This window comes from Mesorhizobium sp. M0815, from assembly GCF_040319995.1.
Lineage (GTDB): Bacteria > Pseudomonadota > Alphaproteobacteria > Rhizobiales > Rhizobiaceae > Mesorhizobium.
The window spans coordinates 125,605-151,940 of sequence record NZ_JAMYOU010000005.1 but is presented as its reverse complement, the minus strand read 5'-3'; the positions used below and the strand labels follow the sequence as shown (position 1 = coordinate 151,940).

Genomic DNA, 26,336 nt, shown 5'->3' with positions numbered 1-26,336 from the left:
CCGAGACGCTTAGCGCATGATCCTGAAAAGTGGTATCGCTTTCACAAGACCTAGGATTGATGCCGTCCGGCGATCCATATTTTTCCCAAATGCGCCTTAATGTCACGACATTGCGCGTTGCACATTGCCGTCGTTCTGGCTAGAGAATGTGCAGCAATCGAAGGTGCTTGGTTTTTGTGCATGCCTGATGTGACCAAATTGGCTTCGCCGCTGGAGGTGGGTGGCGTGAGAATCCGCAACCGCGTGTTTCTCGCGCCGATGTCGGGCATTACCGACGAACCGTTCCGGCAGCGCGCCCATGCGCATGGCGCCGGGCTGGTTGTATCGGAAATGGTGGCGAGCGGCGAGCTTGCAAAGGGCAGGGCTGGCTCGGGCCTGCGCATCCGTCATTCCGGGCTGCCTGTCCACATGGTCCAGCTTGCCGGCCGCGACGCGGTGCACATGGCCGAGGGCGCACGAATCGCAGCCGGCGAAGGCGCCGACATCATCGACATCAACATGGGCTGTCCGGCCAAGAAGGTGACGGGCGGCTATGCCGGTTCGGCACTGATGCGAGACCTCGACCACGCGCTGTCGCTGATCGAAGCGGTAGTCGGCGCGGTCGACGTGCCGGTCACGGTCAAGATGCGGCTTGGCTGGGACGAGAGCGCGCTCAACGCGCCGATGCTGGCGCGACGCGCCGAGCAGGCCGGCGTCAGGATGGTGACGGTGCACGGCCGCACACGTTGCCAGTTCTATCAGGGCACGGCCGACTGGCGTGCCATCGCACGCGTCAAGCAGGCCGTCTCCATCCCTGTGGTTGCCAATGGCGATGTCGGCTCGCCGGCAGAGGCAGCCTTGATCCTCGACCAGTCCGGCGCCGACGCGGTGATGATCGGCCGTGCGCACTATGGCGCGCCGTGGACTGCCGGCAGCATTGTAGCGGCCGCGCTGGCCGAGCCAGTATCCGGCATGCCGGACAGCCCGCAAGCGCTGACCGACTACGTCATTGCCCATTACGAAGACATGCTGACGCTCTATGGCGCCGAAAGCGGATTGCGCCAGGCGCGCAAGCATCTCGGCTGGTATCTCGACCGCCATGCCGTCACAAGCGATGACTGGCGCAAGGCCATCCTCACGTCTTTCGAGCCTGGGCGGGTCATTGCCTTGCTGCGCGACATGTTTTCAAGCGCTCCCGAAGCGCCGAATCTGCGGAGTGCGGCATGAACGCCACCGTCACACAGAGCACGGACATGGCGGACGCCGCGCATATTGTGCTCAACACAATTCGTCGGCCGGTGATCATGGTCGATCCGCAAGGCTTCATCACCTTCGCCAATGCCGATGCCGAGGATTTTTTCCGCTCGAGCGCCACGATGCTCGCCCGCAACACGCTGCACAAGCTCATTCCTTTCGGCAGTCCGCTGCTGACGCTTGTCGACCAGGTGCGCGAGCGCCGTGCGCCGGTGAACGAATACCGGGTGGACGTGTCGTCGCCGCGTCTCGGCATCGAGAAGGTGGTCGATCTCTACGTCGCGCCGGTGACGGAATTTCCAGGCTCCGTCGTGGTGATGTTCCAGGAACGCTCAATGGCCGACAAGATCGACCGGCAGATGACGCATCGCGGTGCGGCGCGCTCGGTCACCGGCCTTGCCGCGATGCTTGCCCATGAGATCAAGAACCCGCTGTCCGGCATTCGTGGCGCCGCGCAGCTGCTAGAACTGTCGGCGTCCGATGAGGATCGCGCGCTGACGCGTTTGATCACCGACGAGACCGACCGCATTGTCTCGCTGGTCGACCGCATGGAGGTGTTTTCGGACGAGCGGCCGATCGACCGCTACCCCGTCAACATCCATGTCGTGCTCGACCATGTCAAAGCAATCGCCAAGAACGGTTTTGCCAAGCGGATCAAGATATTAGAGGACTATGATCCATCATTGCCTCCGGTTTTTGCCAATCGCGACCAGCTCATCCAGGTGTTCCTCAATCTGGTAAAAAATGCCGCCGAGGCGATCGGCAGCGATCCGCAGGGCGAGATCATGCTGTCGACCGCCTTCCGCCCGGGCATCCGTGTTTCCGTGCCCGGAACGCAGGACCGGGTGTCGCTGCCATTGGAATTCTGCGTGCGCGACAACGGTTCGGGTGTCTCCGAGGATATCCTGCCGATCCTGTTCGATCCCTTCATCACCACCAAGCCGAACGGCTCCGGTCTCGGTCTGGCGCTGGTCGCAAAGATCGTCGGCGAGCATGGCGGCATCATTGAATGCGAATCGACGCCGCGCGGGACCACCTTCCGCATCCTGATGCCGGCGTGGAAAGAAACCCAGTTTGCCGACGACGACGGTGAAGGAGACCGCAAATGACCATTCGCGGCAATATTCTCGTCGCCGACGACGATGCGGCCATCCGCACTGTCCTCAACCAGGCGCTTTCGCGCGTCGGTCACGACGTGCGCGTCACCTCCAATGCCTCGACGCTGTGGCGCTGGGTGGCCGCGGGCGAGGGGGATCTGGTCATCACCGACGTTGTCATGCCTGACGAGAACGCCTTCGACATGCTACCGCGCATCAAGAAGGCGCGACCGGAACTGCCGGTCATCGTCATGAGTGCGCAGAACACGTTCATGACGGCGATCCGGGCCTCCGAAACCGGAGCCTATGAATATCTGCCAAAACCGTTCGACCTGACGGAGCTGCTCAACATCGTCAATCGGGCGCTTTCCGAGCCGCGGCGGCCCAAGATCGATACGCGTGCCGACGAGCCGCCTGAAACGATGCCGCTGGTCGGCCGCTCGGCGGCCATGCAGGACATCTACCGCATGCTGGCGCGAATGATGCAGACCGACCTGACGGTGATGATCTCAGGCGAATCGGGTACCGGCAAGGAACTGGTGGCGCGCGCGCTGCATGAATATGGCCGTCGTCGTGGTGGCCCCTTCGTCGCGATCAACATGGCGGCGATCCCGCGCGACCTGATCGAATCGGAACTATTCGGGCACGAGAAGGGCGCCTTTACCGGCGCACAGAGCCGCTCCACTGGCCGTTTCGAGCAGGCCGAAGGCGGCACGCTGTTCCTCGACGAGATCGGCGATATGCCGATGGAAGCGCAGACGCGGCTTCTGCGTGTGTTGCAGCAGGGCGAATACACCACGGTCGGCGGCCGCACGCCGATCAAGACCGACGTGCGCATCGTCGCTGCCACCAACAAGGACCTGCGCACGCTGATCAATCAGGGGCTTTTCCGCGAGGACCTGTTCTACCGCTTGAACGTTGTGCCGCTCAGGCTGCCGGCGCTGCGCGAGCGATCGGAGGACATTCCGGACCTCGTCCGGCACTTCTTCAAGCTCGGCGCCAGTGAAGGCCTGCAGACCAAGCGCATTTCCACCGGCGGCATCGAGCTGATGAAGCGCTACCCATGGCCTGGCAACGTGCGCGAACTCGAAAACCTCATCCGCAGGCTGGCTGCACTGTATTCGCAGGACGAGATATCCGCCGAGATCATCGAGGCGGAGTTGAAGACTGGCGAAAGGCCTGTCGTTCCAGGTGGCGGCAACCTCATTCCCGACGACCTTTCCATCGGCCAGGCGGTGGAGCATTTCCTGCAACGCTATTTTGCCTCGTTTGCCGGCGACTTGCCGCCGGCCGGCCTCTATCAGCGAATCCTCTCCGAGGTCGAGTATCCACTGGTCCTCGCCTCTATGACTGCAACGCGCGGCAACCAGATCAAGGCCGCCGAACTGCTAGGACTCAACCGCAACACGCTGCGCAAGAAGATTCGCGAACTCGGCGTCAACGTCTACAAGTCCTCCAGGCAGGTCTAGACGAACCCCTTACGAGCGCTTTCCAGGGGATCGATCGCCGAAAGATTTCCGTCTCGGCCACACTTGTTGCATAATCGCCACAATGCGTTGCATACATCCGACGCAATCACTGGCTCTAGACGGCGACATGGCTCTGCACGCACCGACACTGAGCAAACCGCTTTTCAGCACTTCCGGCGCGCGAGACGGTCGCCGGCTGCTTGCGCTGCCCGGCGTGGTCGCCATTGCCGGTGCGCTGGTGACGGCGGCGATCTCCTTCGCCATTCTGGTTGGCGCCACGCCGATCACGCCCGACGCGCGGACGACGCTGGCGCTGATCGCGCTTAACGCCGCGTTCGTGCTGTTTCTGATCTTGCTGGTCGGCCGCGAAGTGCATCGCATCCTGATGGCACGCCGGCACGGCAAGGCTGCGTCGCGCCTGCATGTGCGCATCGTGGCGATGTTTGCGCTGGTCGCCGCCATCCCCGCGATCATGGTGGCGATCATCGCGTCGATCACGCTCGACATCGGCCTCGACCGCTGGTTCGAGATCCGCACCAAGACGATCGTCAATTCGTCGTTGTCGATCGCCGACGCCTATGTGCAGGAAAACGCACGAAATCTTCAGGGCACGACGTTGTCGATGGCTTACGACCTCGACGCTTCGCGCACGCTTTACGGCCTCGATCGGACCGGCTTCCTTGACCTCATGAACAAGGAGGCGGTTGGACGCTCCCTGGCACACGCAGCACTCATCAAGCCCGATGGTTCCTTCGTCATGAGCGCCAAGACCGACGCGGACTTTGCCATGCCGGAGCCGCCGGAGGGCGCTGTGGCAAGCGCTGCCAACGGCAAGCCGGTGCTGATCGAGCCGCGCACCCGTAACATCATGGGGGCCATCGTCAAGCTGCGCGAGATCGACGGGCTCTATCTCTACACCATTCGCCTCGTCGATCCCGAGGTGATCAAGGCACGACAGATCGTCAAATCCAACACCGCAGAATATCGCGGTCTCGAAGACAATCGCCGCACCTCGCAAGTGGCTTTCGCGCTTCCCTATCTGTCGCTGACGCTGATCATCATCCTGTCCGCCATCTGGACCGGCATTGCGGTGGCCGACCGCCTGGTGCGGCCGATTCGTCAGCTCATCGGCGCGGCCGACGAGGTCGCTACCGGCAATCTCGATGTGGCCGTGCCAGTCCGCCCCTCCGATGGCGACGTCGCCTCGCTCGGCGACACCTTCAACAAGATGCTGATGGAGCTGAAATCGCAGCGCAACGAGATCCTGTCGGCCAAGGATCTGATCGACGAGCGGCGGCGCTTTTCGGAGGCTGTGCTTGCCGGCGTCACCGCCGGGGTCATCGGCGTCGATCCATATGGCATCGTCACCATCGTCAATCGTTCCGCCGAAACGATGCTGGCCATATCCGCCACCGCGGCGCTTGGGCAGAACCTTTCCGCCGTGCTACCGCATGTCGGCCGCGTCTTCGAGATCGGCCGCAAGTCGGGCAAGCCGGTCTATCGCGAACAGGTCACCTTCTATCGTGCCGGCACCGAACGGACCTTCAACGTGCAGATCACGATTGAAGCCGGCGACGACGGTTCGGAGGATAAATCCTACGTCGTGACAGTCGACGACATTACCGATCTGGTCCAGGCACAGCGTTCCTCTGCATGGGCCGACGTGGCGCGGCGCATCGCCCACGAGATCAAGAACCCGCTGACGCCGATCCAGCTTTCGGCCGAGCGTATCAAGCGCCGTTACGGCAAGGTCATCACCGAGGACCGTGAGGTTTTCGATCAATGCACCGACACCATCATCCGGCAAGTGGAGGACATCGGCCGCATGGTCGACGAGTTCTCGGCGTTCGCCCGCATGCCGAAACCAGAAATGAAGGCCATCGATCTGCGCGATTCGTTGCGGGAGGCCTCGTTCCTGGTCGAAGTGAGCCGCGCCGACATCATCTTCGAGCGCGTCTTCGGCAATGAGCCGCTCAAAGGCACGTTCGACAGCCGCCTGATGGCGCAGGCTTTCGGCAACGTCATCAAGAATGCTGCCGAAGCTATCGACGGACTTGATGCAGAGGATCGTCCGCACGGCATAATCCGGATTCAAGCCGGGCGTCAGAATGGCGCGATTCGAATCGACGTCATTGACAACGGCAGGGGCTTGCCGCGCGAAAACCGGCAGCGCTTGCTCGAGCCTTACATGACGACACGCGAGAAAGGCACCGGGCTTGGCCTCGCTATCGTCAAGAAGATCGTGGAGGACCATGGCGGGCGACTCGAATTGCACGATGCACCAGCGGAATTCCACGATGGGCGGGGTGCGATGATCAGCATCATCCTGCCGGTTGCCGCCACCGTTCCGATACGCGGCGAAAGCAAGACGGAACACGAAAAAGAAACTGAAAAGGTCGGTAATGGCGTCTGATATTCTCATCGTCGACGACGAGGAAGACATCCGCGAACTCGTCGCCGGTATCCTGAGCGACGAAGGTCACGAAACCCGCACGGCGTTTGACGCCGACAGCGCGCTGGCGGTGGTTGCCGACCGGGCACCCAGGCTGATCTTCCTCGACATCTGGCTGCAGGGTTCGCGGCTCGATGGCCTCGCTTTGCTGGACGAGATCAAGACGATGCACCCGAACCTGCCGGTGGTGATGATCTCGGGCCACGGCAATATCGAAACGGCAGTCTCGGCCATCCGCCGCGGCGCCTATGATTTTATCGAAAAGCCGTTCAAGGCCGACAGGCTGATCCTTATTGCCGAACGGGCGCTTGAAACGTCCAAATTGAGACGCGAGGTTTCGGATCTCAAGCTGCGCAGCGGCGAGACTTTTGACCTCATCGGCATGTCGTCGGCAATGAGCCAATTGCGCCAGACCATCGAGCGCGTCGCGCCGACCAACAGCCGCGTCATGATTATCGGCCCCTCCGGCTCGGGCAAGGAACTGGCGGCGCGCGCCATCCACGCACTGTCGGCGCGCAAGAGTGCACCGTTTGTGACGCTGAGTGCCGCCAACATCACGCCTGAGCGTATGGAGATCGAGTTGTTCGGCACCGAATCGAACGGCGTCGAACGCAAGGTCGGTGCGCTGGAGGAGGCCCATCGCGGCATTCTCTACATCGATGAAGTGGCCGACATGCCGCGTGAGACGCAAAACAAGATCCTGCGCGTGCTGGTCGAACAGCAGTTCGAGCGGGTAGGGGGCACCAAGCGGGTCAAGGTCGACGTACGCATCATCTCGTCGACCTCGCAGAACCTGGAAGCCATGATCGCCGACGGCCGTTTCCGTGAGGACCTTTATCATCGCCTGGCCGTGGTTCCGGTCATGGTGCCGGGACTGGCCGAGCGTCGCGAGGACATTCCTTATCTGGTCGACAATTTCATGAAGCAGATCGCGCGCCAGGCCGGCATCAAGCCGCGCCGCATCGGCGACGACGCGCTGGCGGTGCTGCAGGCGCACAACTGGCCGGGCAACGTTCGGCAGTTGCGCAACAATGTCGAGCGCCTGATGATCCTGGCACGCGGCGACGATGTCGATGCGCCGATCACCGCCGACCTCCTGCCAGCCGAGATCGGCGACGTCATGCCGCGCACTCCAACCAAGTCCGATCAGCACATAATGGCACTGCCGCTGCGTGAAGCACGCGAACAATTCGAGAAGGACTATCTGATCGCCCAGATCAACCGTTTTGGCGGCAACATCTCGAAGACGGCAGAGTTTATCGGCATGGAACGCTCTGCACTGCACCGCAAGCTGAAGTCGCTGGGCGTCTGAGAGCCAAACCAGCCGTGGCCCACGCAATTACCGGTTACGGCGGTCGTGGAATCGCATAAGAGCACTGCAGCGCCGCGCGTCTTTGGGACGCACAAAGGAGGCTGTAGCATTTTGATTTTTGCGCATGATCCTTTCCGAAATCGATTCCGATTTTCGGGCTCATGCGCTGACTTCTCCAAGGGTTATCCATGCCGCGCATTGCCTATGTGAACGGACGCTATGTCGCTCACGCCGAAGCTTCCGTGCACATCGAGGACCGTGGCTATCAATTCGCCGACGGCGTCTACGAGGTCTGCGAGGTGGCGCGGGGCTTCATCGTCGACATGCCGCGCCATCTCGCCCGATTGAACCGCTCGCTCACCGAACTCTCGATCGACTGGCCGATCACGCGCGGCGTGCTGCCGCTCGTCATGGGTGAGGTGGTGCGCCGCAACCATGTCGTCGACGGCCTGGTCTATGTCCAGGTGACACGCGGTGTCGCCAGCCGTGAGTTTTTCTTCCCGCCGGCGGGCACGAAGCCGTCGCTGGTGGTGACCGCCAAAAAAGCCGATCCTGCAGCTGCCGCGAAGCGGGCCGAGAGCGGGATCCGGGTTATCACGGTGCCGGAGAACCGGTGGGATCGGGTCGATATCAAGTCGGTCGGCCTGTTGCCGAACGTGCTGGCCAAACAGAAAGCCAAGGAAGCAGGCGCCCAGGAGGCGTGGTTCGTCGATGTTGACGGCACCGTCAAGGAAGGTGGATCGTCGAACGCCTGGATCATCACCAGGGACGGCGTGCTGGTGACGCGGCCGGCCGAGCATGGCATCCTGCGCGGTATCACCCGCACGACACTGTTCGATGTCGCCGCCAAGCTCGGCCTGAAGATCGAGGAGCGCGGCTTTTCGGTTGCCGAGGCCAAGGCCGCGCGCGAGGTTTTCATCAGCTCCGCGACCACGATCGCCATGCCGGTGGTGGCAATCGATGGCGCTCCCGTCGCCAACGGCCACCCGGGCTCGATAACAGTTTCACTACGGCGGGCCTTTTTTGACGTTGCGGAAAAAAGTCCAGCCTGATAACCGCACAGATGGAATGAACATCAATATATCTCGTTCTGCTTGTCGTTACTGACGGCAAGATGGTGTTTGCGTGCTTGACATGTGCCAGCTAATTTGGCGCATTGGCTTGCAAACCGAAGGGGATCGGCGAAAGACAAGAACAATGGCGGAACGATCGCAAAATCTTCAGGACCTGTTCCTGAATTCAGTTCGCAAGAGCAAAAACCCACTCACCATCTTTCTCATCAACGGCGTGAAGCTGACCGGCGTGGTCACTTCGTTCGACAATTTCTGCGTTCTGCTGCGTCGCGACGGCCATTCCCAGCTCGTCTACAAGCACGCCATTTCCACGATCATGCCGAGCCAGCCGGTTCAGATGTTCGATGGTGAGGAAAGCCAGGGCGCCTGATTGGCACGTGAGAAAGACGCGGACCGCAGCGTTCGCGGAAAACCAGCACATCAGACCGGGACAGAGGCCAACGGTCCGACCCGGGCGGTGGTCATCGTGCCGGTGCTTACCCGGCAGCCGCGTGGCAACGACGACACCAATCGCCCGCGCCTGACCCGTTCCGCCGAGGCCCGTCGCGACGAGGCGGTCGGCCTCGCCAGCGCCATCGACCTTGACCTGGTCCACACGGCAGTGGTGACCGTCAACGATCCACGCCCGGCGACCTTGCTCGGCAGCGGCAAGGTCGCGGAGTTCGCCGAGATCGTCAAAGAGGGGCACGCGGAAGTGGTCATTGTCGATCATCCGCTGACACCGGTACAGCAGCGCAATCTCGAAAAAGAGTTGAACGCCAAGGTGCTCGACCGGACCGGGCTGATCCTGGAGATTTTCGGCGAGCGCGCCCGCACCAAGGAAGGCACGCTGCAGGTCGACCTTGCCCATCTCAACTACCAGAAGGGCCGCCTTGTGCGGAGCTGGACCCACCTTGAGCGCCAGCGCGGCGGCGCCGGCTTTCTCGGCGGCCCTGGCGAGACGCAGATCGAGTCGGATCGGCGTGTGTTGCAGGACAAGATCACCAAGCTGAAGCATGAGCTCGAAACGGTGCGCCGCACCCGCGACCTGCACCGCGCCAAGCGCAAGAAGGTGCCGTTTCCGGTGGTGGCGATCGTCGGCTACACCAATGCCGGCAAGTCGACGCTGTTCAACCGGCTGACCGGAGCAGGGGTGCTGGCGGAAGACATGCTGTTTGCCACGCTCGACCCGACGCTGCGCCGCGTGCGCCTGCGGCACGGAACGCCGGTCATCCTTTCCGATACGGTCGGCTTCATTTCCGACCTGCCAACGCATCTGGTCGCGGCCTTCAGGGCGACACTGGAGGAAGTGGTCGAGGCAGACCTCGTCATTCATCTGCGCGATATCTCCGACCCCGATACGGCCGCACAGGCCGAAGATGTCGAGCGCATCCTTGCCGATCTCGGCGTTGATGCCCGCGATAGCAAGCGCGTCATCGAAGTGTGGAACAAGATCGACCGGCTCGACGAGGGCAACCGCGCGCGGCTGCTTGCCGATGGTGCTGACGGCAGGAAGGCGCCGCCTATCGCAATATCGGCGGTTACCGGCGAAGGCATCGATGCGCTGAAGGCGATCATCGAGACGATGATGTCGGGCGAACTGGAGACGTTCACGGTCACGCTCAAGGCCGACCAACTCGGCGTCGTCGACTGGCTTTACCGCAACGGCGACATCGTCTCGCGTGATGACAATGAGGATGGCAGCGTGACCATCGCGCTCAAGGCCACACACAGTGCTCGACAAGAGATAGAAAGCCGATTGCGACGTCAAAACAATGGGTAGGGCGTTTATTTCGCGCTTTTTGCCTGCTGCCAGAGCGCTTCCATCTCGTCCAGCGTCGCCTCTTCGAGGTTGTTTCCCGACGCTTGCAGCGCCTGCTCGACATGGTGGAAGCGCGACCGGAATTTTTCGTTGGTGCCGCTGAGTGCCGCTTCGGAATCGATTTTGAGGTGCCGGCCGAGATTGACGATCGCAAACAGCATGTCGCCGAACTCGTCCTTGATCGGTGCGCTGTCGCCTTTGGCCAGCGCTTCGCGTAATTCGCCGATCTCCTCCTCGATCTTTTCGAGGATCGGTGCCGCCTCGCTCCAGTCGAAGCCGACGCGGGCGGCCTTTTCCTGCAGTTTGAGGGCCCGGGTCAGCGCGGGCAGGGCGACCGGCACGCTGTCGAGAAAGCCCTTGCCATGGTCCTCGGGGTCGAGCCCTCGGACGAGGCGGGCGCTGCGCTTCTCCGCTTTTTCCTCCGCTTTGATCTTTTCCCACATGCCCTTCGCCATGCCGGCGCTGCGCGCCTTTTCGTCGCCGAAAACATGCGGGTGGCGGCGGATCATTTTTGTGGTGATGGCCTCGACCACATCGCCGAATGAGAATTCGCCGGCCTCCTCGGCCATTTGCGCGTGGTAGACCACTTGCAACAGGAGATCGCCGAGTTCATCGCGCAGATCGTCCAGGTCGCCCCGCGCGATGGCGTCCGCCACTTCGTAGGCTTCCTCTACCGTGTATGGCGCGATTGTCGAAAAGTCCTGCTCGATATCCCACGGGCAGCCGGTTTCCGGCGCCCGCAGCGCTGCCATGATCTCGATCAGCCGGGAAATGTCTTTCGAGGGTTTCATCTGGGAAACGCTATCCTGTACACGGCTGTGCGGCCAACGGCTTCAGCCGGTGAGGGCGCCTTGTCCACAGATCGGCGGCCAGACCATGATCGTGGAAGCCGGTTTTCGGAAAAGATCATGGTCAAGCAAAAAGTATCAGTCGAGCACGGAGACAATCGCCTTGGCGAGCGCGTCCATGCCGTCCTCGGGCAGGCCGGCAACGTTGATGCGGCTGTCGCCGACCATGTAGATGCCATGCTCGGCGCGCAGCCGCTCGACTTGCGCTTCCGACAGGCCAAGCCGGGAAAACATGCCGCGATGGCTGGCGACGAAATCGAAACGGTCGGAGTTGGACTGCCGCCGCAGCGCTTCGGCGAACTGGACGCGCAGCCGCAGCATGCGCAGGCGCATCTCTTCAAGCTCTGCTTCCCAGTCGGCCCGCAACGTAGCGTCCTCGAGCACCATGCGCACCGCAGCCGCGCCATGGTCCGGCGGCATCGAATACATGGCGCGCGCCGCCGACAGCATCTGGCCCATCGCCATATCCGCCTGCGCACCGTCTTTCGCCATGATCAGCGCTGCACCAACGCGGTCGCGATAGACGGCAAAGTTCTTCGAGCAGCTCGAGGCAACGACCATTTCCGGAACTTTCGCCGCCAGCAGGCGCAAGCCGGCGGCATCCGCATCAAGCCCCTCGCCAAAGCCTTGATAGGCGATGTCGACAAAGGGCAGCAGACCACGCTCAACGACGAGATCGGCAACGGCAGCCCATTGCGAGATGTCTAGATTGGCGCCCGTCGGGTTATGGCAACAGCCATGCAACAGCACGACGTCGCCGGGATTCGCGGTTCTCAACGCATCCAGCATGTCGTCGAAGCGAACCGCACCAGAAGCAACGTCGAAATAGGGGTACTCGCGTATCTGCAGGCCAGCGGCGCGCATCACCGGCATGTGGTTCGGCCATGTCGGATCCGATAGCCAGACCGTCGCGTCGGCGCGGGTCCTTTTCAGCAGCTCTGCCACCAGCCGCAGCGCGCCGGAGCCGCCGGGCGCCTGTGCCGCACGAATGCGCGTCATGTCGGCGGTTGGGCCGAACACCAACCTAGCCATTGCCGCGTTGAAGGCGGTATCGCCGGCAAGGCCGAGATAGGTCTTGGTGTCCTGGCCTCGCAGCAGCCGCTTTTCGGCTTCGCGCACCGCGCGCATCACCGGCGTCTTGCCGTCGCGATCCTTATAGACGCCGACCCCAAGATCGACCTTGTCGGGACGCGGGTCGGCGCGATAGAGCCCGATCAAGGCAAGGATCTTGTCGGCGGGCGCGGGCTGGAGATTTTCGAACATCGACAAGGTTCCGTTGGCGGCGGAGTGATACGCAAACCGGCCGTGCTTTGCCAGCGGTTTCATATGCGCCAACTCGGCGCCGGTTTGCCTCGAGGGCGGCCGATACTATCTGCCGGTCGAGGGCAGGCCCGAGATCTCCCAGGACGAGAGCGCGGCGAGCCGAAAAAATTCGGGGAGAGCGGGATTAAAACCCCGACCTGCTCCGTAAACAGGACATGAAACGGCCGATGCCACGCTTCGATATTCTGGGACAGCTCGGTTCGCTGCGCCGCTACGCACGCTCGCTGACGCGCGACAGCGCCGATGCAGAGGATCTGGTGCATGATGCGCTGGTGCGTGCCTATGAGCGACGCGGCAGCTTCCGCTCAGGCGGAAATCTTCGCGTATGGCTGCTGTCAATCGTCCACAATGCGTTCATCGACGGCTTGCGATCCCGCAAATCCGAAGCGGTGCGCATCGAACAGGCCGGCCATCTCACCGAGGCCAGCGTCCAGGCTCCGCAGGAACATTCCGTCCGGCTGGCACAGGTGCGCGACGCTTTTTTCACATTGCCGGAAGAGCAACGTTGCGCGCTGCATCTCGTCGCCATCGAGGGGCTTAGCTACAGCGAGGCGGCCGAGGTTAGCGGCGTGCCGCTTGGCACGCTGATGTCGCGCATCGGCAGGGCGCGTGCGGCACTCCGCGAGATGGAGGACGCGGCACCGGCACGCACGAAAAGCCATCTGAAGATCGTCGGAGGTGGATCATGAACCAACTGCGCGATCCCGTCACCGACACCGATCTCGACGCCTATGTCGACGATCAGCTGGACGTTGCTCGTCGCATCGAGGTCGAGGCGTTTCTTTCGGCTCGCCCGGAAGCGGCCGCGCGGGTGATGACTGATCTGAGGACGCGTGACGAGCTGCGCGTGGCGCTTGCCGGATCGAAAGGCATGGCGCGGCCGGCGACGGCTGATGCGGCACGGCGGCTGGAGCGGGGGTTAGCGCGCGGCCGTGTCCTTGGTGCTTTGCAGCGCGCGGCGGCTGTCGCTGTTTTCGTCGCCGCCGGCTGGCTTGCGAACGGGCTCATCGGACCGATATCGGTGACGGAAGTCGTCGCTTCGACCCATCCGCCCGCCTATGTGGAGGACGCAGTCCGGGCGCATCGGACGACGCTCGTGCGCGAGGCGATGTCGTCACAACTCGAGGCGCCCGGCTACAATGCCGACGAAATCCGCGCCGCCACGGCGATCGTCATGCCATCGCTGCCAACGGACTGGACGGTCCGTGACGTGCAGATCTACCCATCGCAGTTCGGCCCGAGCGTCGAGATGGCTGTCGAGACAAAAGAGATGGGGCTGCTCTCGCTGTTCGCCATCCGGCCCGGAACATTCGACGTCGTCAAGCCGACTGTCGTTCCGTCGGGCGAGGTTTCCTCGGCCTATTTCCAGATCGGCGAGGTCGCCTACGCAGTCGTCGCACGTAGCGATGTCCGCGGCCTCGATCGCACGGCCGAAGCGCTCGCCAAAACACTCTACTGATCGACTACCTCTAAGAAGGAGAACCAAATGAACAATCTGGGATACATTGGGACCAGAGCCCGAGCCGGAGCCGTCTACGACGAAGGCCTGCGCCGGCACATGCTGCGCGTCTATAACTACATGGGCCTTGGCCTCGTCGTTACGGGCGTGATCGCCCTCGTGGTGGCCTCCACGCCCGCCCTTTACGTGCCGATCTTCTCCACCCCGCTGAAATGGGTGGTGATGCTGGCGCCGCTGGCCTTTGTGCTGCTGTTCTCGTTCCGTATGCAGACGATGTCGGCGGCCGGGGCCCAGGCAATGTTCTGGGCGTTCTGCGCGGTCATGGGTCTGTCGCTGGCTTCCGTGTTCCTGGTCTTTACCGGCACCAGCATCGCCCGCACCTTCTTCATCGCCGCCACCATGTTCGGCGCCACCAGCCTTTATGGCTATACGACCAGTCGCGACCTGACGCAGTTCTCGTCCTTCCTGATCATGGGCCTGATCGGCGTGGTGATCGCCAGCATTGTCAATATCTTCCTGGGTTCGACAGCGCTGCAGTTTGCGATCTCGGTGATCGGCATCGCCGTCTTCGTCGGGCTCACGGCCTGGGACACGCAGACGATCAAGGAGCAGTACGCCGAAAACTTCGGCGCCGAAACACAGCAAAAGCTCGCCGTTTTTGGTGCATTCTCGCTCTATCTGAACTTCGTCAACATCTTCCAGCTGTTGCTGAACTTCACCGGCGAGCGCGAATAGCCGCGTCGGACCGAGACCGGAATAGTACATCATGGACAGAAACGACCAGCAGGCGATCGGACAGCTCTTCGAGAAGCTCGCAAATGTCGAGCGCCAGGCGCCGCCGCGCGATGCCGAAGCGGAACGCTTGATCCAGGACCAGATCACCCAGCAGCCTGGGGCGCCATACTACATGGCACAGACGATCGTGGTGCAGGAGCGGGCCCTGAACGCAGCGCAGGCGCGCATCGAAGAGCTGGAGGAGCAGGCGTGGCAGCCTGCCGGCGGTGGACCGCTCAGTGGCTTCTTCGGCCGCAGCGGCGGCAGGCGCTCAGGCTCGGTTCCGCGGGTAGGGCGCACCGCCTCTGCTGCCGCGGAGGAGCCACAAGACCAGTCACAGCGGGCCGGCGGCGGGTTCCTTGCCGGCGCCGCGCAGACCGCGATGGGGGTGGCAGGCGGCGTGCTGCTCGGCAATGCGATCGCCGGCATGTTTGGCGGCAGCGAAGCGCAGGCAGCCGAACGGCCGGCACCGCAGCCGGACGAAGCCGACCAGGCAGACGATGCCAGCTCCGATAACGGCGGTGACTTCGGGGATATGGAATTCTGACGAGCGACCCAGCCTGTGCCGGCGCTCGTGACGATTGCCGGTCACCGGGTAGGCGGGGGCAGCATCCGGCAAGCGAGCTCTCGCCGGCGGCTAATAGCCAAGCGCTTCAATTCAGCCTTGACCGCCCTGATCGTCTTGAAACGGAAACGCTTCGTCGTGCCTTCGCGCCATCCGCAGTCGCAGGTGGCGTCGAACTTTTGGCTGTCTCGCTGCCAACGGACGCTACAGGCTTCAGTGGACGCTACAGGCTTCAGTCGCATAAGATAGATTATGGAACTGACATGGCCGATAGGACGTGGCGAAGATAGCATAAGCGAGCCGCTGGGCGGTTTGGAGCGAACTCTGTAACCAGCTATGAAAACCTTGGTCCTTTACGCTGATTTGTAAGGGATTTCGATCGTCATGCCGTCATAGGCAGGCTCGACGTTGGCCGGCGTCTCGGCCATTACCGTGGCGTAGTCGAGCGGCACATGCATATGCGTCAGCACCGCGTTCTTCGGCGCCAGTCTTTCGATCCAGCCGAGCGCCTGGCCAAGCGACAGATGGCTCGGATGGAAGGTGTATTGCAGCGCATCGATAACCAGCATGTCCAGCCCGCGCATACGCTCGGCTGTCGCTCCCGGAAAGTCGCTGATGTCAGGGCAATAAGCGAGATTGCCGATACGAAAACCCAGCGAGATGATGTCGCCGTGGATTTGCGGCAGCGGTTCGAGGGTGAGGGCGCCGCCCTCGCCTTCGATCACCACCGGCCTGTTGTGGTCGATGATATGGGCGTTGACGATCGGCGGATACGAACTGCCTTTCGGTGTTTCGAAACAGTAGCGGAACGCTTCCCTCAGCCGCAGCATGGTAACCTGATCGGCATGGATGTCGATCAGGTGGCGCTGCTCGAGCACGAAGCCGCGCAAATCGTCGATGCCGTGGATGTGGTCGGCATGCGGATGCGTATAGACGACCGCATCGATGCGCCTGACCGATGCCAGCAGCATCTGCTCGCGAAAATCCGGGCCGGTGTCGATGACGACCGTGGTCCTGGCGCCATTCGCCGCGATCCGCTCGACGAGCGCTGCGGTGCGCATGCGCCGGTTCTTTGGGTTGGTCGGATCACAATTGCCCCAGTCGCCGGTGATGCGTGGCGTGCCCGGCGATGAGCCGCAGCCGAGGACGGTAAGACGCAACCGATCGCTCATGCGTCAGGCGCCCGGCGCGCTCGGGCGCGGCATTTTCCTGAACAACCGGAAGAAATTGTCGGTGGTGATAGCAGCGATCTCGGCCTCGCTGACGCCGATCGTGTCGGCCAGCACCTTGGCTGTATGCGCGACATAGGCAGGCTCGTTGCGCTTGCCGCGAAACGGGATCGGCGCAAGGTATGGCGCGTCGGTTTCGACCAGCAGACGGTCGCGCGGCACATCGGCGGCGACGGCGCGCAGCTCGGCGGAGTTCTTGAAAGTCAGGATGCCGGAAAACGAAACGTAGCCGCCGAGCGCCACGCCGATCTCGGCCAGCCGGCGCCCCGATGAAAAACAGTGCAAGATGAAGGGGAAGGCGCCCTTCCCTGTTTCTTCTTCGAGGATATCAGCCATGTTGTCGTCGGCGTCGCGTGAATGGATGACCAGCGGCAGACCGGTCTCACGAGCCGCGGCGATGTGGGTGCGAAAGCCCTGCCCCTGTGCATCGCGCGGCGCATGATCGTAGAAATAATCGAGCCCGGCCTCGCCGATCGCCACCACCTTGTGATGATCGGACAGCCGCACCAGATCCTCGACAGTCACATCAAGCTCTTCGGCCGCATTGTGCGGATGGGTACCGACCGAGCAATAGACCTCATCGAAAGTCTCCGCAATCTCAAGCACTTGTTGAAACCGCTTCACCCGCGTCGAGATCGTCACCATGCGGCCGATGCCGGCCGCGAGGGCGCGGGCGACGATGGCCGCCCGCTCCTCGGCGAAATCCGGAAAGTCGAGATGGCAGTGACTGTCGACCAGCATCAGGCGCTTGTTTCCGTTTGCTCGACATAGCGTGGAAATACCGGTTCCGGCGCCGGCAACGCCGTACCGGATACCAGTGCGTGATCCTCGGCGACATTCGCGAAATCGCGGCTGTCCGCCGGCACCGCCAAAAGGTCGAGCAGCTTTGCCGCCGACTCCGGAATGAAGGGCTGGCACAGCAGCCCGACACGCCGGATCACTTCAGCCGTCGTCCACAGCACCGTTTCCATGCGTGCCGGATCGGTCTTCTTCAGCGCCCATGGCTCCTGGCCGGCGAAATAGCGGTTGGCTTCCGCCACCACGCCAAAGATCGCCGCCAGCGCCAGATGGATGCCCTGGTCGGCCATCGTCCTGCGCGCCGTGACAAGGGCGGCATTGGCCTGATCGAGGATCGCCTTGTCGGCATTGCTCAATTCGCCGCGCTTAGGCACCACGCCGCCGCAGTTCTTGGCGATCATCGACAGCGAGCGCTGCGCCAGATTGCCGAGATCGTTGGCAAGATCGGCATTGGTGCGGTTGACGATGGCATCGTGACTGTAGCTGCCGTCCTGGCCAAACGGCACTTCGCGCATGAAGAAATAGCGCACCTGGTCAAGGCCGTAGCGCTCGATCATCGCGAACGGATCGACGACATTGCCGACCGACTTCGACATTTTCTCGCCACGGTTGAACAGAAAACCATGCGCGAACACGCGCTTCGGCAATTCGATGCCAGCCGACATCAGGAATGCCGGCCAGTAGACCGCGTGGAAGCGGATGATGTCCTTGCCGATGACGTGTACGTTTGCCGGCCAGAAAGACCATCTCTCATTGGCCGGATCCGGATAACCGGCGGCGGTGATGTAGTTGGTTAGTGCATCGACCCAGACATACATCACATGCTTCTCATCGCCGGGCACCGGCACGCCCCATTTGAATGTGGTGCGCGAGATCGACAGATCCTTCAGGCCGGATTTGACAAAGCTGATGATTTCGTTGCGCCGCTCCGCCGGTCCAACGAATTCGGGGCTGTTCTCGTAGAGCGCGAGCAGTCTGTCCTGATAGGCGGAAAGGCGGAAGAAATAGCTCTCTTCCTCGGTCCATTCGACGGGCGAGCCGAGTGGTTCGCGGCGCACGCCGTCGTCACCGACCTTGGTTTCGGCCTCGTCGAAATAGGCTTCCTGCCGCACCGAATACCAGCCGCTGTAGCGGTCGAGGTAGATGTCGCCATTCTCAGCCATTCGCGTCCAGATCGCCTGGCAGGCCTTGTAATGACGCTCCTCGGTGGTGCGGATGAAAACGTCGTTCGAGCAACCGGTCGCTTCGAGCATCGAGCGGAAGATCGCCGAGTTGCGATCGGCAAGCGCTTTCGGCGTTAGGCCTTCGGCGTCCGCCGTCTGCTGCATCTTCAAACCGTGCTCGTCGGTTCCCGAGACGAAGAAGACGTCCTTGCCGTCGAGCCGCTGGAATCGGGCCAGCGTGTCGCTGGCGATGACATTGTAGGCATGGCCGATATGCGGCTTGCCGTTCGGATAGAAAATCGGCGTCGTGACGTAGTATTTTTCGCGTGCCATGGATGAGCCGTCATGAATGTCTGAATGAAAGATGTCGCGGTGAGATATCGCATCGAAACGGCAATTGCCATCCGACGCCAATGTGGTGGCTTCGAAGTTCCTGCGATTGATTGGGATCAATGCTCAGGGGCTTCAAAGCCATGCCAGCGGCCGTCACATTCGCATTGCAGAATTCAGGCGGTCGATCATGGTCAGGGCGTGCTGCTTCTTGTCGAGATTGTAGGTCTCGGTTTCAGATATAGCGTTCAAAGCCTCGTGCCAAGTATCCGACAGCGTTTTGGCCCGCGCCAAATCGCCGGCCAGCGCGGCCTGGCTGGCGCCGGCCGACAGAAGATCAAGTGCGCGGCGATTGAATATCTCGAACGGGATCGCCTGGTCGCGGCCGGCGACCGCCTCGGCAAGACGGTAGGCGCCGGCGACATCTGTCTTTTTGGCCATCACCAGGGCGTCGAGGGTGGCGGCGATTTCCAGCCCGCCATATTGCGTCAGCAGGATCGCATTGCGGGCGCTGCCCCCTGCCCGTTCCGCCAGCGCCGCGCGCGCCGCAGGATCCTCCGGTGGCGGTGGCTCGATGCCCTCCAGAACCGTCATCAAGCTCTCGGCATCGAGCGGCGCCACCCGCACCATCTGGCAGCGCGACCGGATCGTCGGCAGCAGGCTGCCCGGCGCATGGACGATGAGGATGAACAATGTGCGCGCCGGTGGTTCTTCAAGATTCTTCAGCAAGGCATTGGCAGCATTGGTGTTCATGTCGTCGGCGGGATCGACGATAACCACCCGGTAGCTGCCGTCATGCGAGGTCAGCGACAGAAAGCGGCTGACCTTGCGGATCTCGTCGACGGTGACCACGGTCTTGAAGCTCTTGGTCTTGTCGTTTGCGGGGCGCGTAAGATGCAGCACCGAAGGATGCGCGCCGGTGGCGATCTGACGAAACAGCGACGATGCCGGATCGGGAACGGCAAGGCTTTCCGGCGCCTGCCCGAAGGCCGGGTGCTTCAACAGGTGATGCGCCAGGTGAAAGGCCAGCGTCGCCTTGCCGATGCCGACCGGCCCGGCAAAGATCAGCGCGTGCGGCAGCTTTCCCGAGCGATAGGCGGCGGCAAGCATATCGGCGGCCTGAAGATGTCCGACGAGACGCGGCGTCTCGGATGGCTCCGGCACCCCGTCCAGCGTATCGTGCTGTTCGGGTGCGATGCGTTCGAAAATCATGCCGGCGCCGCCTGTCTGCTTTGCGCCGGCATCATCTTCTCGAGAGCCGCGAAGACGGTGGCGGTAACGACATCCTCCACCGTGTCCGGGTCTGCTGATGCATCGACGACGACGCAGCGTTCGGGTTCAGCCGCGGCGATGGTCAGAAACGCCTCGCGGCGGCGCTGGTGGATGGCCAATGTTTCCTTCTCGAAGCGGTCCGGGCCGTCACTGCTGCCCCGTCGGGCGGTAGCGCGCCTCAGTCCCTCGGCGGGGTCGATGTCGAAGATCAGCGTCATGTCCGGCACCATGCCGTTGATGGCGACCTTCTCCAACGCGTCCATGAATGCCGGGTCGAGGCCTCCGGTGACGCCCTGGTAGACGCGAGAGGAATCCATAAAACGGTCGCAAAGCACGACCGAGCCGCGCTCGACTGCCGGCCGGATGACCTGTTCGACATGGTCGGAACGCGCGGCGGCGAAAAGCAGCGCTTCCATCTTGGGGCCGAACGGCTCGGCTGCGCCTGAAAGCAGGACATGCCTAACCGCCTCCGCGCCCGGCGAGCCACCCGGCTCACGCGTCACCAGTACATCGTATTTCTTGGCGCGCATCTTCTTTGCCAGCCGCCCGATCTGCGTCGACTTGCCTGCTCCTTCGCCGCCTTCAAAAGTGATGAAAAATCCGCGCGCCAAAGCCTTTGTCCATACTTCGGGGACCGTATAGTCCCGGCGGGAAAAAAGGTCCACCGCGACGGTGCTAACGCAGCCAGCCGACGGCCAGTTCCTTGGCGGCATCGAGCGCGCGTTGCGGCAACGAACCGACACCGATCGACTCGGCGGCAAAAAGCGGCGTCTCCTGGCTCAGCGTATCGCCGATCCAGACGCGCAGCGTACCCACCGGCTGCCCCTCCTCCACCGGCGCTGCCACCGGTCCGTCATAGACAATCCTGGCGGTGAGCTTGTCGCGGTTGGCGATCGGTAGGAAGATCTCCACGGGTCCATTAGCCTTTAACGCGACGCCGGATTTGGAGCCGCCAAAGACCTGGGCTTCGCCAACCACTTCGTCCTTGGCGAATATCTCCGTCTTCTCGAACGAGCGAACGCCCCAGTCGAGCAGCTTTCGCGCTTCCTCGGCGCGCTCGCGGTCGTTTGCCAGTCCGCTCATTGCCGCAATCATCCTTGTTCCATTGTGGCTGACCGAGCCGACTATGCCGAATCCGGATTGCTCGCTGGCGCCGACTGCAAGGCCGTCGGCGCCTATATCCATGGCCAGCAACGGGTTGCGATTCCTCTGGGAAATCTTGTTCCAGCTAAAATCCTTCTGGCCATAATAGCGGTAGAGATCCGGGTAGTTGCGCCAGATATGCAGGGCCAGAAGCGCAAGCTCGCGAACGCTCGTTTGCTGCCCGTCGGCCGGCAGACCGGTGGAATTGACGAAGGTCGATTTCTGCAAGCCGATCTGGCGGGCGCGCTCGGTCATCTGCGCCGCGAAATTCGCTTCGGACCCGGCCATTCCTTCAGCGATGACGATACAGCCGTCATTGGCCGCCTGCACGGTCACGCCCTGGATCAGGTCCTCCAGCCGGATCGTCGACTTGAGTTTCGCGAACATGGTCGATGTCCCCGAAGGAGCGCCGCCCTTGCGCCAGGCGTTCTCGCTGACCACGAAAGTGTCGTCGAGCGTCATGCGCCCTGATTTGATGGCGTCGAAGACCACTTCCATCGTCATCAGCTTGGCCAGCGAGGCCGGCGGGATCAACCTGTCCGCATCCTTGGAAAACAGCACGGTGCCGGTTTCGGCGTCGATCATGAAGGCCTGCGCGGCCTTGGTCTCGAAAAGCTGTGCTGAGACCGGCACAAGCGAGAGCAGCAGCAGGCCGAGCGTCATGAGCCCGGTGGAAGGACGGAAAAATTTCATCGGGTTCGACCAGTCAGCCGGCGCTCTTTTGCAAGTTGGCCGAAGCTAGCAGGCTTTTCCACGGCGGATCAATCGCGCACGAGAAAGCCAGGCGACCCGCCATCAGTTGCGTACGGCAAGCGCATCCGGCGCACCATGCGACCACGCGGCCTGCAGCATCTCGTCCAGGCTGCCATGGCCGTCGGCATAGAGGTTGACCGAGTACCAGCCTTTGCCGTCGAGTTCGGAGCGCTGGATCTCGGTCTTGCCGAAGCTGGAAAGTTTGGCCGCCACCCGCTCGGCTTCGGCGGCATCCTCGAACGAACCCGCCGCGACATAGTCCGTGGGCGACCCGGCTGGAGGAGCTTGCCGTTTCCAGGATTGAAGAATCTCGGCGGGCGACATGCCGACGCCATCCAGCGCGGCGAAGGCGTTGGAGGCGCGCTGCACGCGCTCATTGGCATAGGACAGCGACGCCACAGTGAATGGCGATTGCGCCGGCAGGTTGATTTCCGGACGCTCCGGCACGATCGGTCCAAATTCGGGCAGCGTCACATCGCCGGAGGCCGGTGCCTGCGTCGCAACGACAGCTTCCGATGCCTGCCCGGAATTCGTCAGCTGACCGGGGAACGGCACCACCGCGGCGCTTACCGGCAGGCTCGGCGACGGCCCATTCATGGCGACCATGACACCGCTGGGCAGACCGTCCGATGGATCCGGTGCCTTGTTGCCGGGATGGTACGAGGCCATCAGATATTGACCGTCATTGCCTTCGAGCGGCGCACGGCCGACATATTCGACCTTCACCTCGGCCGTACCGATATTGGCATAATCGAGCATTTCAGCAGCGCGCTTAGACACATCGATGATGCGTCCATCATGATAGGGTCCGCGATCGTTGACGCGCACGATCACCGAGCTGCCGGTCTTCATGTTGGTGACACGCGCATAGCTCGGCAGCGGCATGGTCGGATGCGCCGCCGTCAGATCTGCCATGTCGTAGACTTCGCCGTTGGCGGTCAACCGGCCGTGGAAGGCCTCACCATACCAGGATGCGAGGCCAACCTTGGCGTAACGCTTGTCTTCCTTTGGATAGTACCACTTGCCGCGCACCTGATAGGGTCTGCCGAGCTGATCGCGTCCGCGAGACGTCTTGAACATCACGCGCGGGCTGGCTTTCACACCGTATTCGGCTTCGGAAAAATATTCCTTGGAGCGTGGTTTCTTGTTGACCATCGCCTTTTGCTGCGGCCCGGCACATGCCGCAAGAAAGGCTGCCGACAAGGCAAACAGCGCGAAAGCGGAAGCGCGACGAAGACGCGGGCGCGCCGTAGTCTGCATTTTCGATTGTCCCCTACAGTCTCGACGAAGGCACCGCAGCTTTAACGTTGGCGGTGCCAAAGCACCCACTCCAGAAACGCCGGCGACTCCCAACCCCAATCCTTTTGTGCGCAGGAATTGTTTATCACCGTATTAACCGATTGTGGTCGGAACCGGGCGAGATTGTGGCACGACCGTCTCGCCGATCGGCATGAAAATCATCGCGTATCGATCACCAGCGCCATTCGTGCCCGCACGCTTTGCTGCCCGGCGTTGGCATGTCTCCGAGCGCAGATTCAGGGACCGAATATCACAAGCTCGGTGAACGTCAGATCTCCAAGTGCGGGTGGTCTGGGGCCCTTGAAGTATTTCAGCCCCTTGTTGGCGCGGTACCACCCCAACAAACCTGGAATCGGCTCCTTGGCGTCGACAAAGCAAACCAGGATTCCCCTTCGCAAGAGAAAGCGCCCCACGGCACCGGCGCACCGGCTTAAATCCGCGAGCGAGCGGCAATAGATGATCTGATGGCATCGGATAAGACCGTGCAACATTCGGCGCGGCATCAACACCAAGGGAAACGCTGCTCCGTCGCAAATGCAGATCAACGACAGGCAGCCCAGCGTGGAGTGTTCAGAGAGTATGTATCTCTCACTCTCGGACAGCATCGCCAATTCCGGAAGATCGGGACGCGCTTCGAGCACGCGACATGACCGCTGCGCCGAACTTAAAGCCGGCACGAAGGTAAATTGTCCGCTGGAGAAGAGCCGAAAGCCGAGCGCCCGGTTGGCTTTCAATGTCGCTTGTGCCGGCGAAATGTTCGTGTAGGTCACATCCCTTCGCTTGAGAACCGCCGCAACCAACATGGCGCCGTAGGGACGGAATTCTGCGTCGACTGACCAGCTTGAAAGATTGCAGCGGATTTCGTCGCCCTCCGACCCCTGGTAGCGAGCATAAAGGGTGAGCACAACGCCGACGATCCGACCGGCATGCTCCAAAACAAAGCCATATTGTGGGAACTCGGCAACTGCGGGCCGCTGCGACAAACGGGTCAGAGCCTGTATCCAGTAACTCCGGTTACGCGCCGGAAAGCCCCTGCACAGACAGTCGACCACTCCCTCCCAGTCGGTTTCTCGAATTGGTCTACAGCGAAGACCGGGCGGGAGAGCGCCAAGTACGGCCAAAATCAACTCCGGAATACGATTTACTTACATGTGTTTAATGCGCCCAACATATCGGCGCACAACGATTAATAGTCTGTGCGGGTTTTAAAAACGATTTTCCACACTCAGCACAAAACACAGGTCGCCATGCCGGGCTGCTCACCGTCCTGAATCGCGCCCAAAGGTGCGGTCGCCATGGTTGACTTGGTGTTGAATGCGGCTTTACAGGAATGAAGCGCGAACCGGTCGGGGAACGTCCTGGTGCCAATCCGGTACCGACTGCTCGAACCCGCCCTCTCGCGATATCCTAAGTGATTGAAAAATCACCTTGGAGGGATGGCCGAGCGGTTTAAGGCACCGGTCTTGAAAACCGGCGTGGGTGCAAGCCCACCGTGGGTTCGAATCCCACTCCCTCCGCCATTTGAAGCCTTGTCCCGAAAGCAATCTCCTGGGCTTGCGTCGAGATGACCGGGAAGTGACCCCCGATCGGGTTGATTTCTCCGTCCGAATATGATGCTTCTCCCGCCTATGAATAAACTATTTTCTGCGGTTTTCGCATGGACGATAGTGGCTTGGCCGGCCACCGCGATGGACAGCGCATTGCGCGCCGGCCTGCTTAAACTCGACCCGCAAACCCGGCTGGAGCAGCGATGCGACGCCGAAATTCTCGACCGGATTACCCGCGACGACCACAATACAGAGCCGATCGCGTCGTCGCTTACGCCTTTGCGACGCCCGAAATGGGCGCCGATGCGATCAGGAGCCTGGGCGCTGCGTTTCGCAGCAAGGGACAATGGTACCGGCTGAAATTTAAATGCGAGACAGCGCCGGACCATATGGAGGTCCTGCAGCTCCGCTACCGGATTGGCGACGAAATTCCCGAAAGCGAATGGCCCAAATACAATCTCTACAACTAGGCATTCGCGACCTCTGGCCGCATTTTCGCCGGTGTTTCGGGCCGATCGTCGCAAACTCTGTATGTTGCCGCCGTGACGAGCGGTTTGCCGACCTTGTTCCAACCAGTCCCTTGACGCGCGGGAACCATACACGTTAGGGCCTCCAGGCATTCGACGCGAACGGCCGGCCAACCAGCAAGGGAACTCCCAGTCGATGGAAATTTTCACCGCCGCGGGCTTCTCTGCCCTGCTCCAGGTCATCGCCATCGATCTCGTGCTTGCAGGCGATAACGCCATTGTCATCGGCCTTGCCGCTGCCGGCCTGCCGGTCGAGCAGCGCAAGAGAGCGATCCTTATCGGCGTGGTGGCGGCGACGGTGCTGCGCATCGGTTTTGCAGCTATCACTGTCACTCTGCTCCAGATTGTCGGCCTGCTGCTGGCCGGCGGCATCCTGCTGCTGTGGGTGTGCTGGAAGATGTATCGCGAACTGCGCACCTCCCATGCCGACGAAGTGGAGGCGACCGAGGCGTTGTCCAATTCCGATATCAACAGCGATAATATGGTGGCCGGGAAGGCGCGTAAGAAGACCCTGGGTCAGGCTGCATTGCAGATCGTCATCGCCGACGTCTCTATGTCGCTCGACAACGTGCTGGCAGTCGCCGGCGCAGCGCGCGATCACTTCCAGGTGCTGGTGATCGGCCTGGTCCTGTCGATCGCGCTGATGGGCCTTGCCGCGAGCTTCATCGCCAAGCTGCTGCACCGCCATCGCTGGATCGCCTATATCGGCCTTTTGATCATCTTCTATGTCGCACTCGATATGATCTATCGAGGCGCGGTGGAAGTCTTGCCGCATGTCAGCAGTGCGGTGAGCTGACGCATCGACTCGAATTCGCATCGGCCGGCACTTCGACTTCGGCCAGCCTTCGGGGGCGCTTGCGTTTCGCTGC

The 26,336-nt window shown here is 62.0% G+C and carries 23 protein-coding genes, 1 tRNA gene and 1 pseudogene; 15 read left to right on the top strand and 10 right to left on the bottom strand.

From position 1 onward, the window contains the following. The first annotated feature begins 180 nt into the window (after positions 1-180). From dusB to hflX, 8 genes are all read left to right on the top strand, one after another. Positions 181-1,206: a tRNA dihydrouridine synthase DusB gene (dusB, locus tag NKI01_RS08805; protein WP_023717574.1), complete on the top strand. Its 1,026-nt coding sequence runs from the start codon at positions 181-183 to the stop codon at positions 1,204-1,206. Beyond that, positions 1,203-2,342, top strand: a complete 1,140-nt coding sequence (locus tag NKI01_RS08800; RefSeq protein WP_352496544.1) for a two-component system sensor histidine kinase NtrB — start codon at positions 1,203-1,205, stop codon at positions 2,340-2,342. The genes dusB and NKI01_RS08800 overlap by 4 nt, the downstream gene beginning before the upstream one ends. Beyond that, the gene (ntrC, locus tag NKI01_RS08795) at positions 2,339-3,799 is read left to right on the top strand and encodes a nitrogen regulation protein NR(I) (RefSeq protein WP_023717576.1); all 1,461 of its coding nucleotides are present in this window, start codon (positions 2,339-2,341) and stop codon (positions 3,797-3,799) included. The genes NKI01_RS08800 and ntrC overlap by 4 nt, the downstream gene beginning before the upstream one ends. Before the next feature lie 127 nt (positions 3,800-3,926). Next, positions 3,927-6,212, top strand: a complete 2,286-nt coding sequence (locus NKI01_RS08790; RefSeq protein WP_352496545.1) for a sensor histidine kinase NtrY-like — start codon at positions 3,927-3,929, stop codon at positions 6,210-6,212. After that, the gene (gene ntrX / locus NKI01_RS08785) at positions 6,202-7,563 is read left to right on the top strand and encodes a nitrogen assimilation response regulator NtrX (protein WP_352482545.1); all 1,362 of its coding nucleotides are present in this window, start codon (positions 6,202-6,204) and stop codon (positions 7,561-7,563) included. The genes NKI01_RS08790 and ntrX overlap by 11 nt, the downstream gene beginning before the upstream one ends. Positions 7,564-7,751: 188 nt before the next feature. Next, positions 7,752-8,615: a D-amino-acid transaminase gene (locus tag NKI01_RS08780; RefSeq protein ID WP_023717579.1), complete on the top strand. Its 864-nt coding sequence runs from the start codon at positions 7,752-7,754 to the stop codon at positions 8,613-8,615. A 145-nt stretch (positions 8,616-8,760) separates the two neighbouring features. After that, positions 8,761-9,006, top strand: coding sequence for an RNA chaperone Hfq (hfq, locus tag NKI01_RS08775; protein WP_006202172.1), 246 nt, complete (start codon positions 8,761-8,763; stop codon positions 9,004-9,006). Beyond that, on the top strand, positions 9,007-10,398 hold the full coding sequence (hflX, locus tag NKI01_RS08770; protein ID WP_023717580.1) for a GTPase HflX: 1,392 nt from the start codon (positions 9,007-9,009) through the stop codon (positions 10,396-10,398). A gap of 5 nt (positions 10,399-10,403) precedes the next feature. Here the strand turns inward: hflX and mazG are convergent, their stop codons facing one another. Both mazG and NKI01_RS08760 read right to left on the bottom strand, forming a co-directional pair. Beyond that, positions 10,404-11,228: a nucleoside triphosphate pyrophosphohydrolase gene (gene mazG / locus NKI01_RS08765; protein ID WP_023717581.1), complete on the bottom strand. Its 825-nt coding sequence runs from the start codon at positions 11,226-11,228 to the stop codon at positions 10,404-10,406. 135 nt (positions 11,229-11,363) lie between these two features. Further along, a complete protein-coding gene (locus tag NKI01_RS08760) occupies positions 11,364-12,548 on the bottom strand; it encodes an amino acid aminotransferase (protein ID WP_352587530.1) in 1,185 nt (394 codons plus the stop codon). A 215-nt stretch (positions 12,549-12,763) separates the two neighbouring features. Here NKI01_RS08760 and NKI01_RS08755 point away from each other — a divergent pair, with 215 nt between their 5' ends. Genes NKI01_RS08755 through NKI01_RS08740 form a run of 4 tightly spaced genes read left to right on the top strand, consistent with a single transcriptional unit; the run spans position 12,764 to position 15,388 of the window. Beyond that, a complete protein-coding gene (locus tag NKI01_RS08755; RefSeq protein ID WP_023717583.1) occupies positions 12,764-13,297 on the top strand; it encodes a sigma-70 family RNA polymerase sigma factor in 534 nt (177 codons plus the stop codon). After that, entirely contained in the window at positions 13,294-14,067 is a 774-nt protein-coding gene (locus NKI01_RS08750) for an anti-sigma factor family protein (protein WP_023717584.1), read from the top strand. Before NKI01_RS08755 ends, NKI01_RS08750 begins: the two co-directional genes overlap by 4 nt. Positions 14,068-14,094: 27 nt before the next feature. Continuing rightward, positions 14,095-14,802, top strand: coding sequence for a Bax inhibitor-1/YccA family protein (locus tag NKI01_RS08745; protein WP_023717585.1), 708 nt, complete (start codon positions 14,095-14,097; stop codon positions 14,800-14,802). A 31-nt stretch (positions 14,803-14,833) separates the two neighbouring features. Continuing rightward, on the top strand, positions 14,834-15,388 hold the full coding sequence (locus tag NKI01_RS08740) for a DUF2076 domain-containing protein (protein ID WP_352962825.1): 555 nt from the start codon (positions 14,834-14,836) through the stop codon (positions 15,386-15,388). Between the two features lie 371 nt (positions 15,389-15,759). Here NKI01_RS08740 and NKI01_RS08735 read toward each other — a convergent pair whose 3' ends face one another. From NKI01_RS08735 to NKI01_RS08700, 8 genes are all read right to left on the bottom strand, one after another. Continuing rightward, positions 15,760-16,578, bottom strand: a complete 819-nt coding sequence (locus tag NKI01_RS08735) for an MBL fold metallo-hydrolase (protein WP_352482553.1) — start codon at positions 16,576-16,578, stop codon at positions 15,760-15,762. Positions 16,579-16,581: 3 nt separating this feature from the next. Then, positions 16,582-17,376: a TatD family hydrolase gene (locus tag NKI01_RS08730; RefSeq protein WP_352962823.1), complete on the bottom strand. Its 795-nt coding sequence runs from the start codon at positions 17,374-17,376 to the stop codon at positions 16,582-16,584. After that, positions 17,376-18,962 (bottom strand): methionine--tRNA ligase, encoded by a 1,587-nt coding sequence (gene metG / locus NKI01_RS08725; RefSeq protein WP_352962906.1) that lies wholly within the window; start codon positions 18,960-18,962, stop codon positions 17,376-17,378. Before metG ends, NKI01_RS08730 begins: the two co-directional genes overlap by 1 nt. A gap of 120 nt (positions 18,963-19,082) precedes the next feature. Then, positions 19,083-20,138: a DNA polymerase III subunit delta' gene (locus NKI01_RS08720; RefSeq protein WP_352962822.1), complete on the bottom strand. Its 1,056-nt coding sequence runs from the start codon at positions 20,136-20,138 to the stop codon at positions 19,083-19,085. Beyond that, the gene (gene tmk / locus NKI01_RS08715) at positions 20,135-20,809 is read right to left on the bottom strand and encodes a dTMP kinase (protein ID WP_352482558.1); all 675 of its coding nucleotides are present in this window, start codon (positions 20,807-20,809) and stop codon (positions 20,135-20,137) included. The genes NKI01_RS08720 and tmk overlap by 4 nt, the downstream gene beginning before the upstream one ends. Positions 20,810-20,873: 64 nt before the next feature. Next, positions 20,874-22,004 (bottom strand): D-alanyl-D-alanine carboxypeptidase family protein, encoded by a 1,131-nt coding sequence (locus NKI01_RS08710; RefSeq protein ID WP_036244342.1) that lies wholly within the window; start codon positions 22,002-22,004, stop codon positions 20,874-20,876. Positions 22,005-22,136: 132 nt separating this feature from the next. Next, positions 22,137-23,354: a septal ring lytic transglycosylase RlpA family protein gene (locus tag NKI01_RS08705; protein ID WP_352587519.1), complete on the bottom strand. Its 1,218-nt coding sequence runs from the start codon at positions 23,352-23,354 to the stop codon at positions 22,137-22,139. Between the two features lie 275 nt (positions 23,355-23,629). After that, the gene (locus NKI01_RS08700; protein WP_245278523.1) at positions 23,630-24,376 is read right to left on the bottom strand and encodes a hypothetical protein; all 747 of its coding nucleotides are present in this window, start codon (positions 24,374-24,376) and stop codon (positions 23,630-23,632) included. A gap of 447 nt (positions 24,377-24,823) precedes the next feature. Between NKI01_RS08700 and NKI01_RS08695 the strand changes: the two genes are divergently transcribed. The 3 genes and pseudogenes from NKI01_RS08695 (at position 24,824) to NKI01_RS08685 (ending at position 26,263) form a co-directional block, all read left to right on the top strand. Then, positions 24,824-24,913: transfer RNA gene (locus NKI01_RS08695), tRNA-Ser, on the top strand. A gap of 90 nt (positions 24,914-25,003) precedes the next feature. Further along, positions 25,004-25,410, top strand: a pseudogene (locus tag NKI01_RS08690) (DUF930 domain-containing protein). Positions 25,411-25,603: 193 nt separating this feature from the next. Beyond that, the gene (locus NKI01_RS08685; RefSeq protein ID WP_023717595.1) at positions 25,604-26,263 is read left to right on the top strand and encodes a TerC family protein; all 660 of its coding nucleotides are present in this window, start codon (positions 25,604-25,606) and stop codon (positions 26,261-26,263) included. The last annotated feature ends 73 nt before the right edge of the window (positions 26,264-26,336 follow it).

Excerpts from the sequence above, each read along its gene's own strand:
- NKI01_RS08710 (WP_036244342.1), bottom strand. The coding sequence starts at position 22,004 with ATGACGCTCGGCCTGCTGCTGCTCTCGCTTGTGCCGGTCTCAGCACAG.
- NKI01_RS08720 (WP_352962822.1), bottom strand. The coding sequence starts at position 20,138 with ATGATTTTCGAACGCATCGCACCCGAACAGCACGATACGCTGGACGGG.
- NKI01_RS08755 (WP_023717583.1), top strand. The coding sequence starts at position 12,764 with ATGAAACGGCCGATGCCACGCTTCGATATTCTGGGACAGCTCGGTTCG.
- ntrX (WP_352482545.1), top strand. The coding sequence starts at position 6,202 with ATGGCGTCTGATATTCTCATCGTCGACGACGAGGAAGACATCCGCGAA.
- NKI01_RS08685 (WP_023717595.1), top strand. The coding sequence starts at position 25,604 with ATGGAAATTTTCACCGCCGCGGGCTTCTCTGCCCTGCTCCAGGTCATC.
- NKI01_RS08735 (WP_352482553.1), bottom strand. The coding sequence starts at position 16,578 with ATGAGCGATCGGTTGCGTCTTACCGTCCTCGGCTGCGGCTCATCGCCG.
- NKI01_RS08780 (WP_023717579.1), top strand. The coding sequence starts at position 7,752 with ATGCCGCGCATTGCCTATGTGAACGGACGCTATGTCGCTCACGCCGAA.
- NKI01_RS08730 (WP_352962823.1), bottom strand. The coding sequence starts at position 17,376 with ATGCTGGTCGACAGTCACTGCCATCTCGACTTTCCGGATTTCGCCGAG.
- NKI01_RS08745 (WP_023717585.1), top strand. The coding sequence starts at position 14,095 with ATGAACAATCTGGGATACATTGGGACCAGAGCCCGAGCCGGAGCCGTC.
- NKI01_RS08760 (WP_352587530.1), bottom strand. The coding sequence starts at position 12,548 with ATGTTCGAAAATCTCCAGCCCGCGCCCGCCGACAAGATCCTTGCCTTG.
- NKI01_RS08740 (WP_352962825.1), top strand. The coding sequence starts at position 14,834 with ATGGACAGAAACGACCAGCAGGCGATCGGACAGCTCTTCGAGAAGCTC.
- NKI01_RS08790 (WP_352496545.1), top strand. The coding sequence starts at position 3,927 with ATGGCTCTGCACGCACCGACACTGAGCAAACCGCTTTTCAGCACTTCC.
- dusB (WP_023717574.1), top strand. The coding sequence starts at position 181 with ATGCCTGATGTGACCAAATTGGCTTCGCCGCTGGAGGTGGGTGGCGTG.
- NKI01_RS08705 (WP_352587519.1), bottom strand. The coding sequence starts at position 23,354 with ATGCAGACTACGGCGCGCCCGCGTCTTCGTCGCGCTTCCGCTTTCGCG.
- mazG (WP_023717581.1), bottom strand. The coding sequence starts at position 11,228 with ATGAAACCCTCGAAAGACATTTCCCGGCTGATCGAGATCATGGCAGCG.
- NKI01_RS08800 (WP_352496544.1), top strand. The coding sequence starts at position 1,203 with ATGAACGCCACCGTCACACAGAGCACGGACATGGCGGACGCCGCGCAT.
- NKI01_RS08750 (WP_023717584.1), top strand. The coding sequence starts at position 13,294 with ATGAACCAACTGCGCGATCCCGTCACCGACACCGATCTCGACGCCTAT.
- hfq (WP_006202172.1), top strand. The coding sequence starts at position 8,761 with ATGGCGGAACGATCGCAAAATCTTCAGGACCTGTTCCTGAATTCAGTT.
- ntrC (WP_023717576.1), top strand. The coding sequence starts at position 2,339 with ATGACCATTCGCGGCAATATTCTCGTCGCCGACGACGATGCGGCCATC.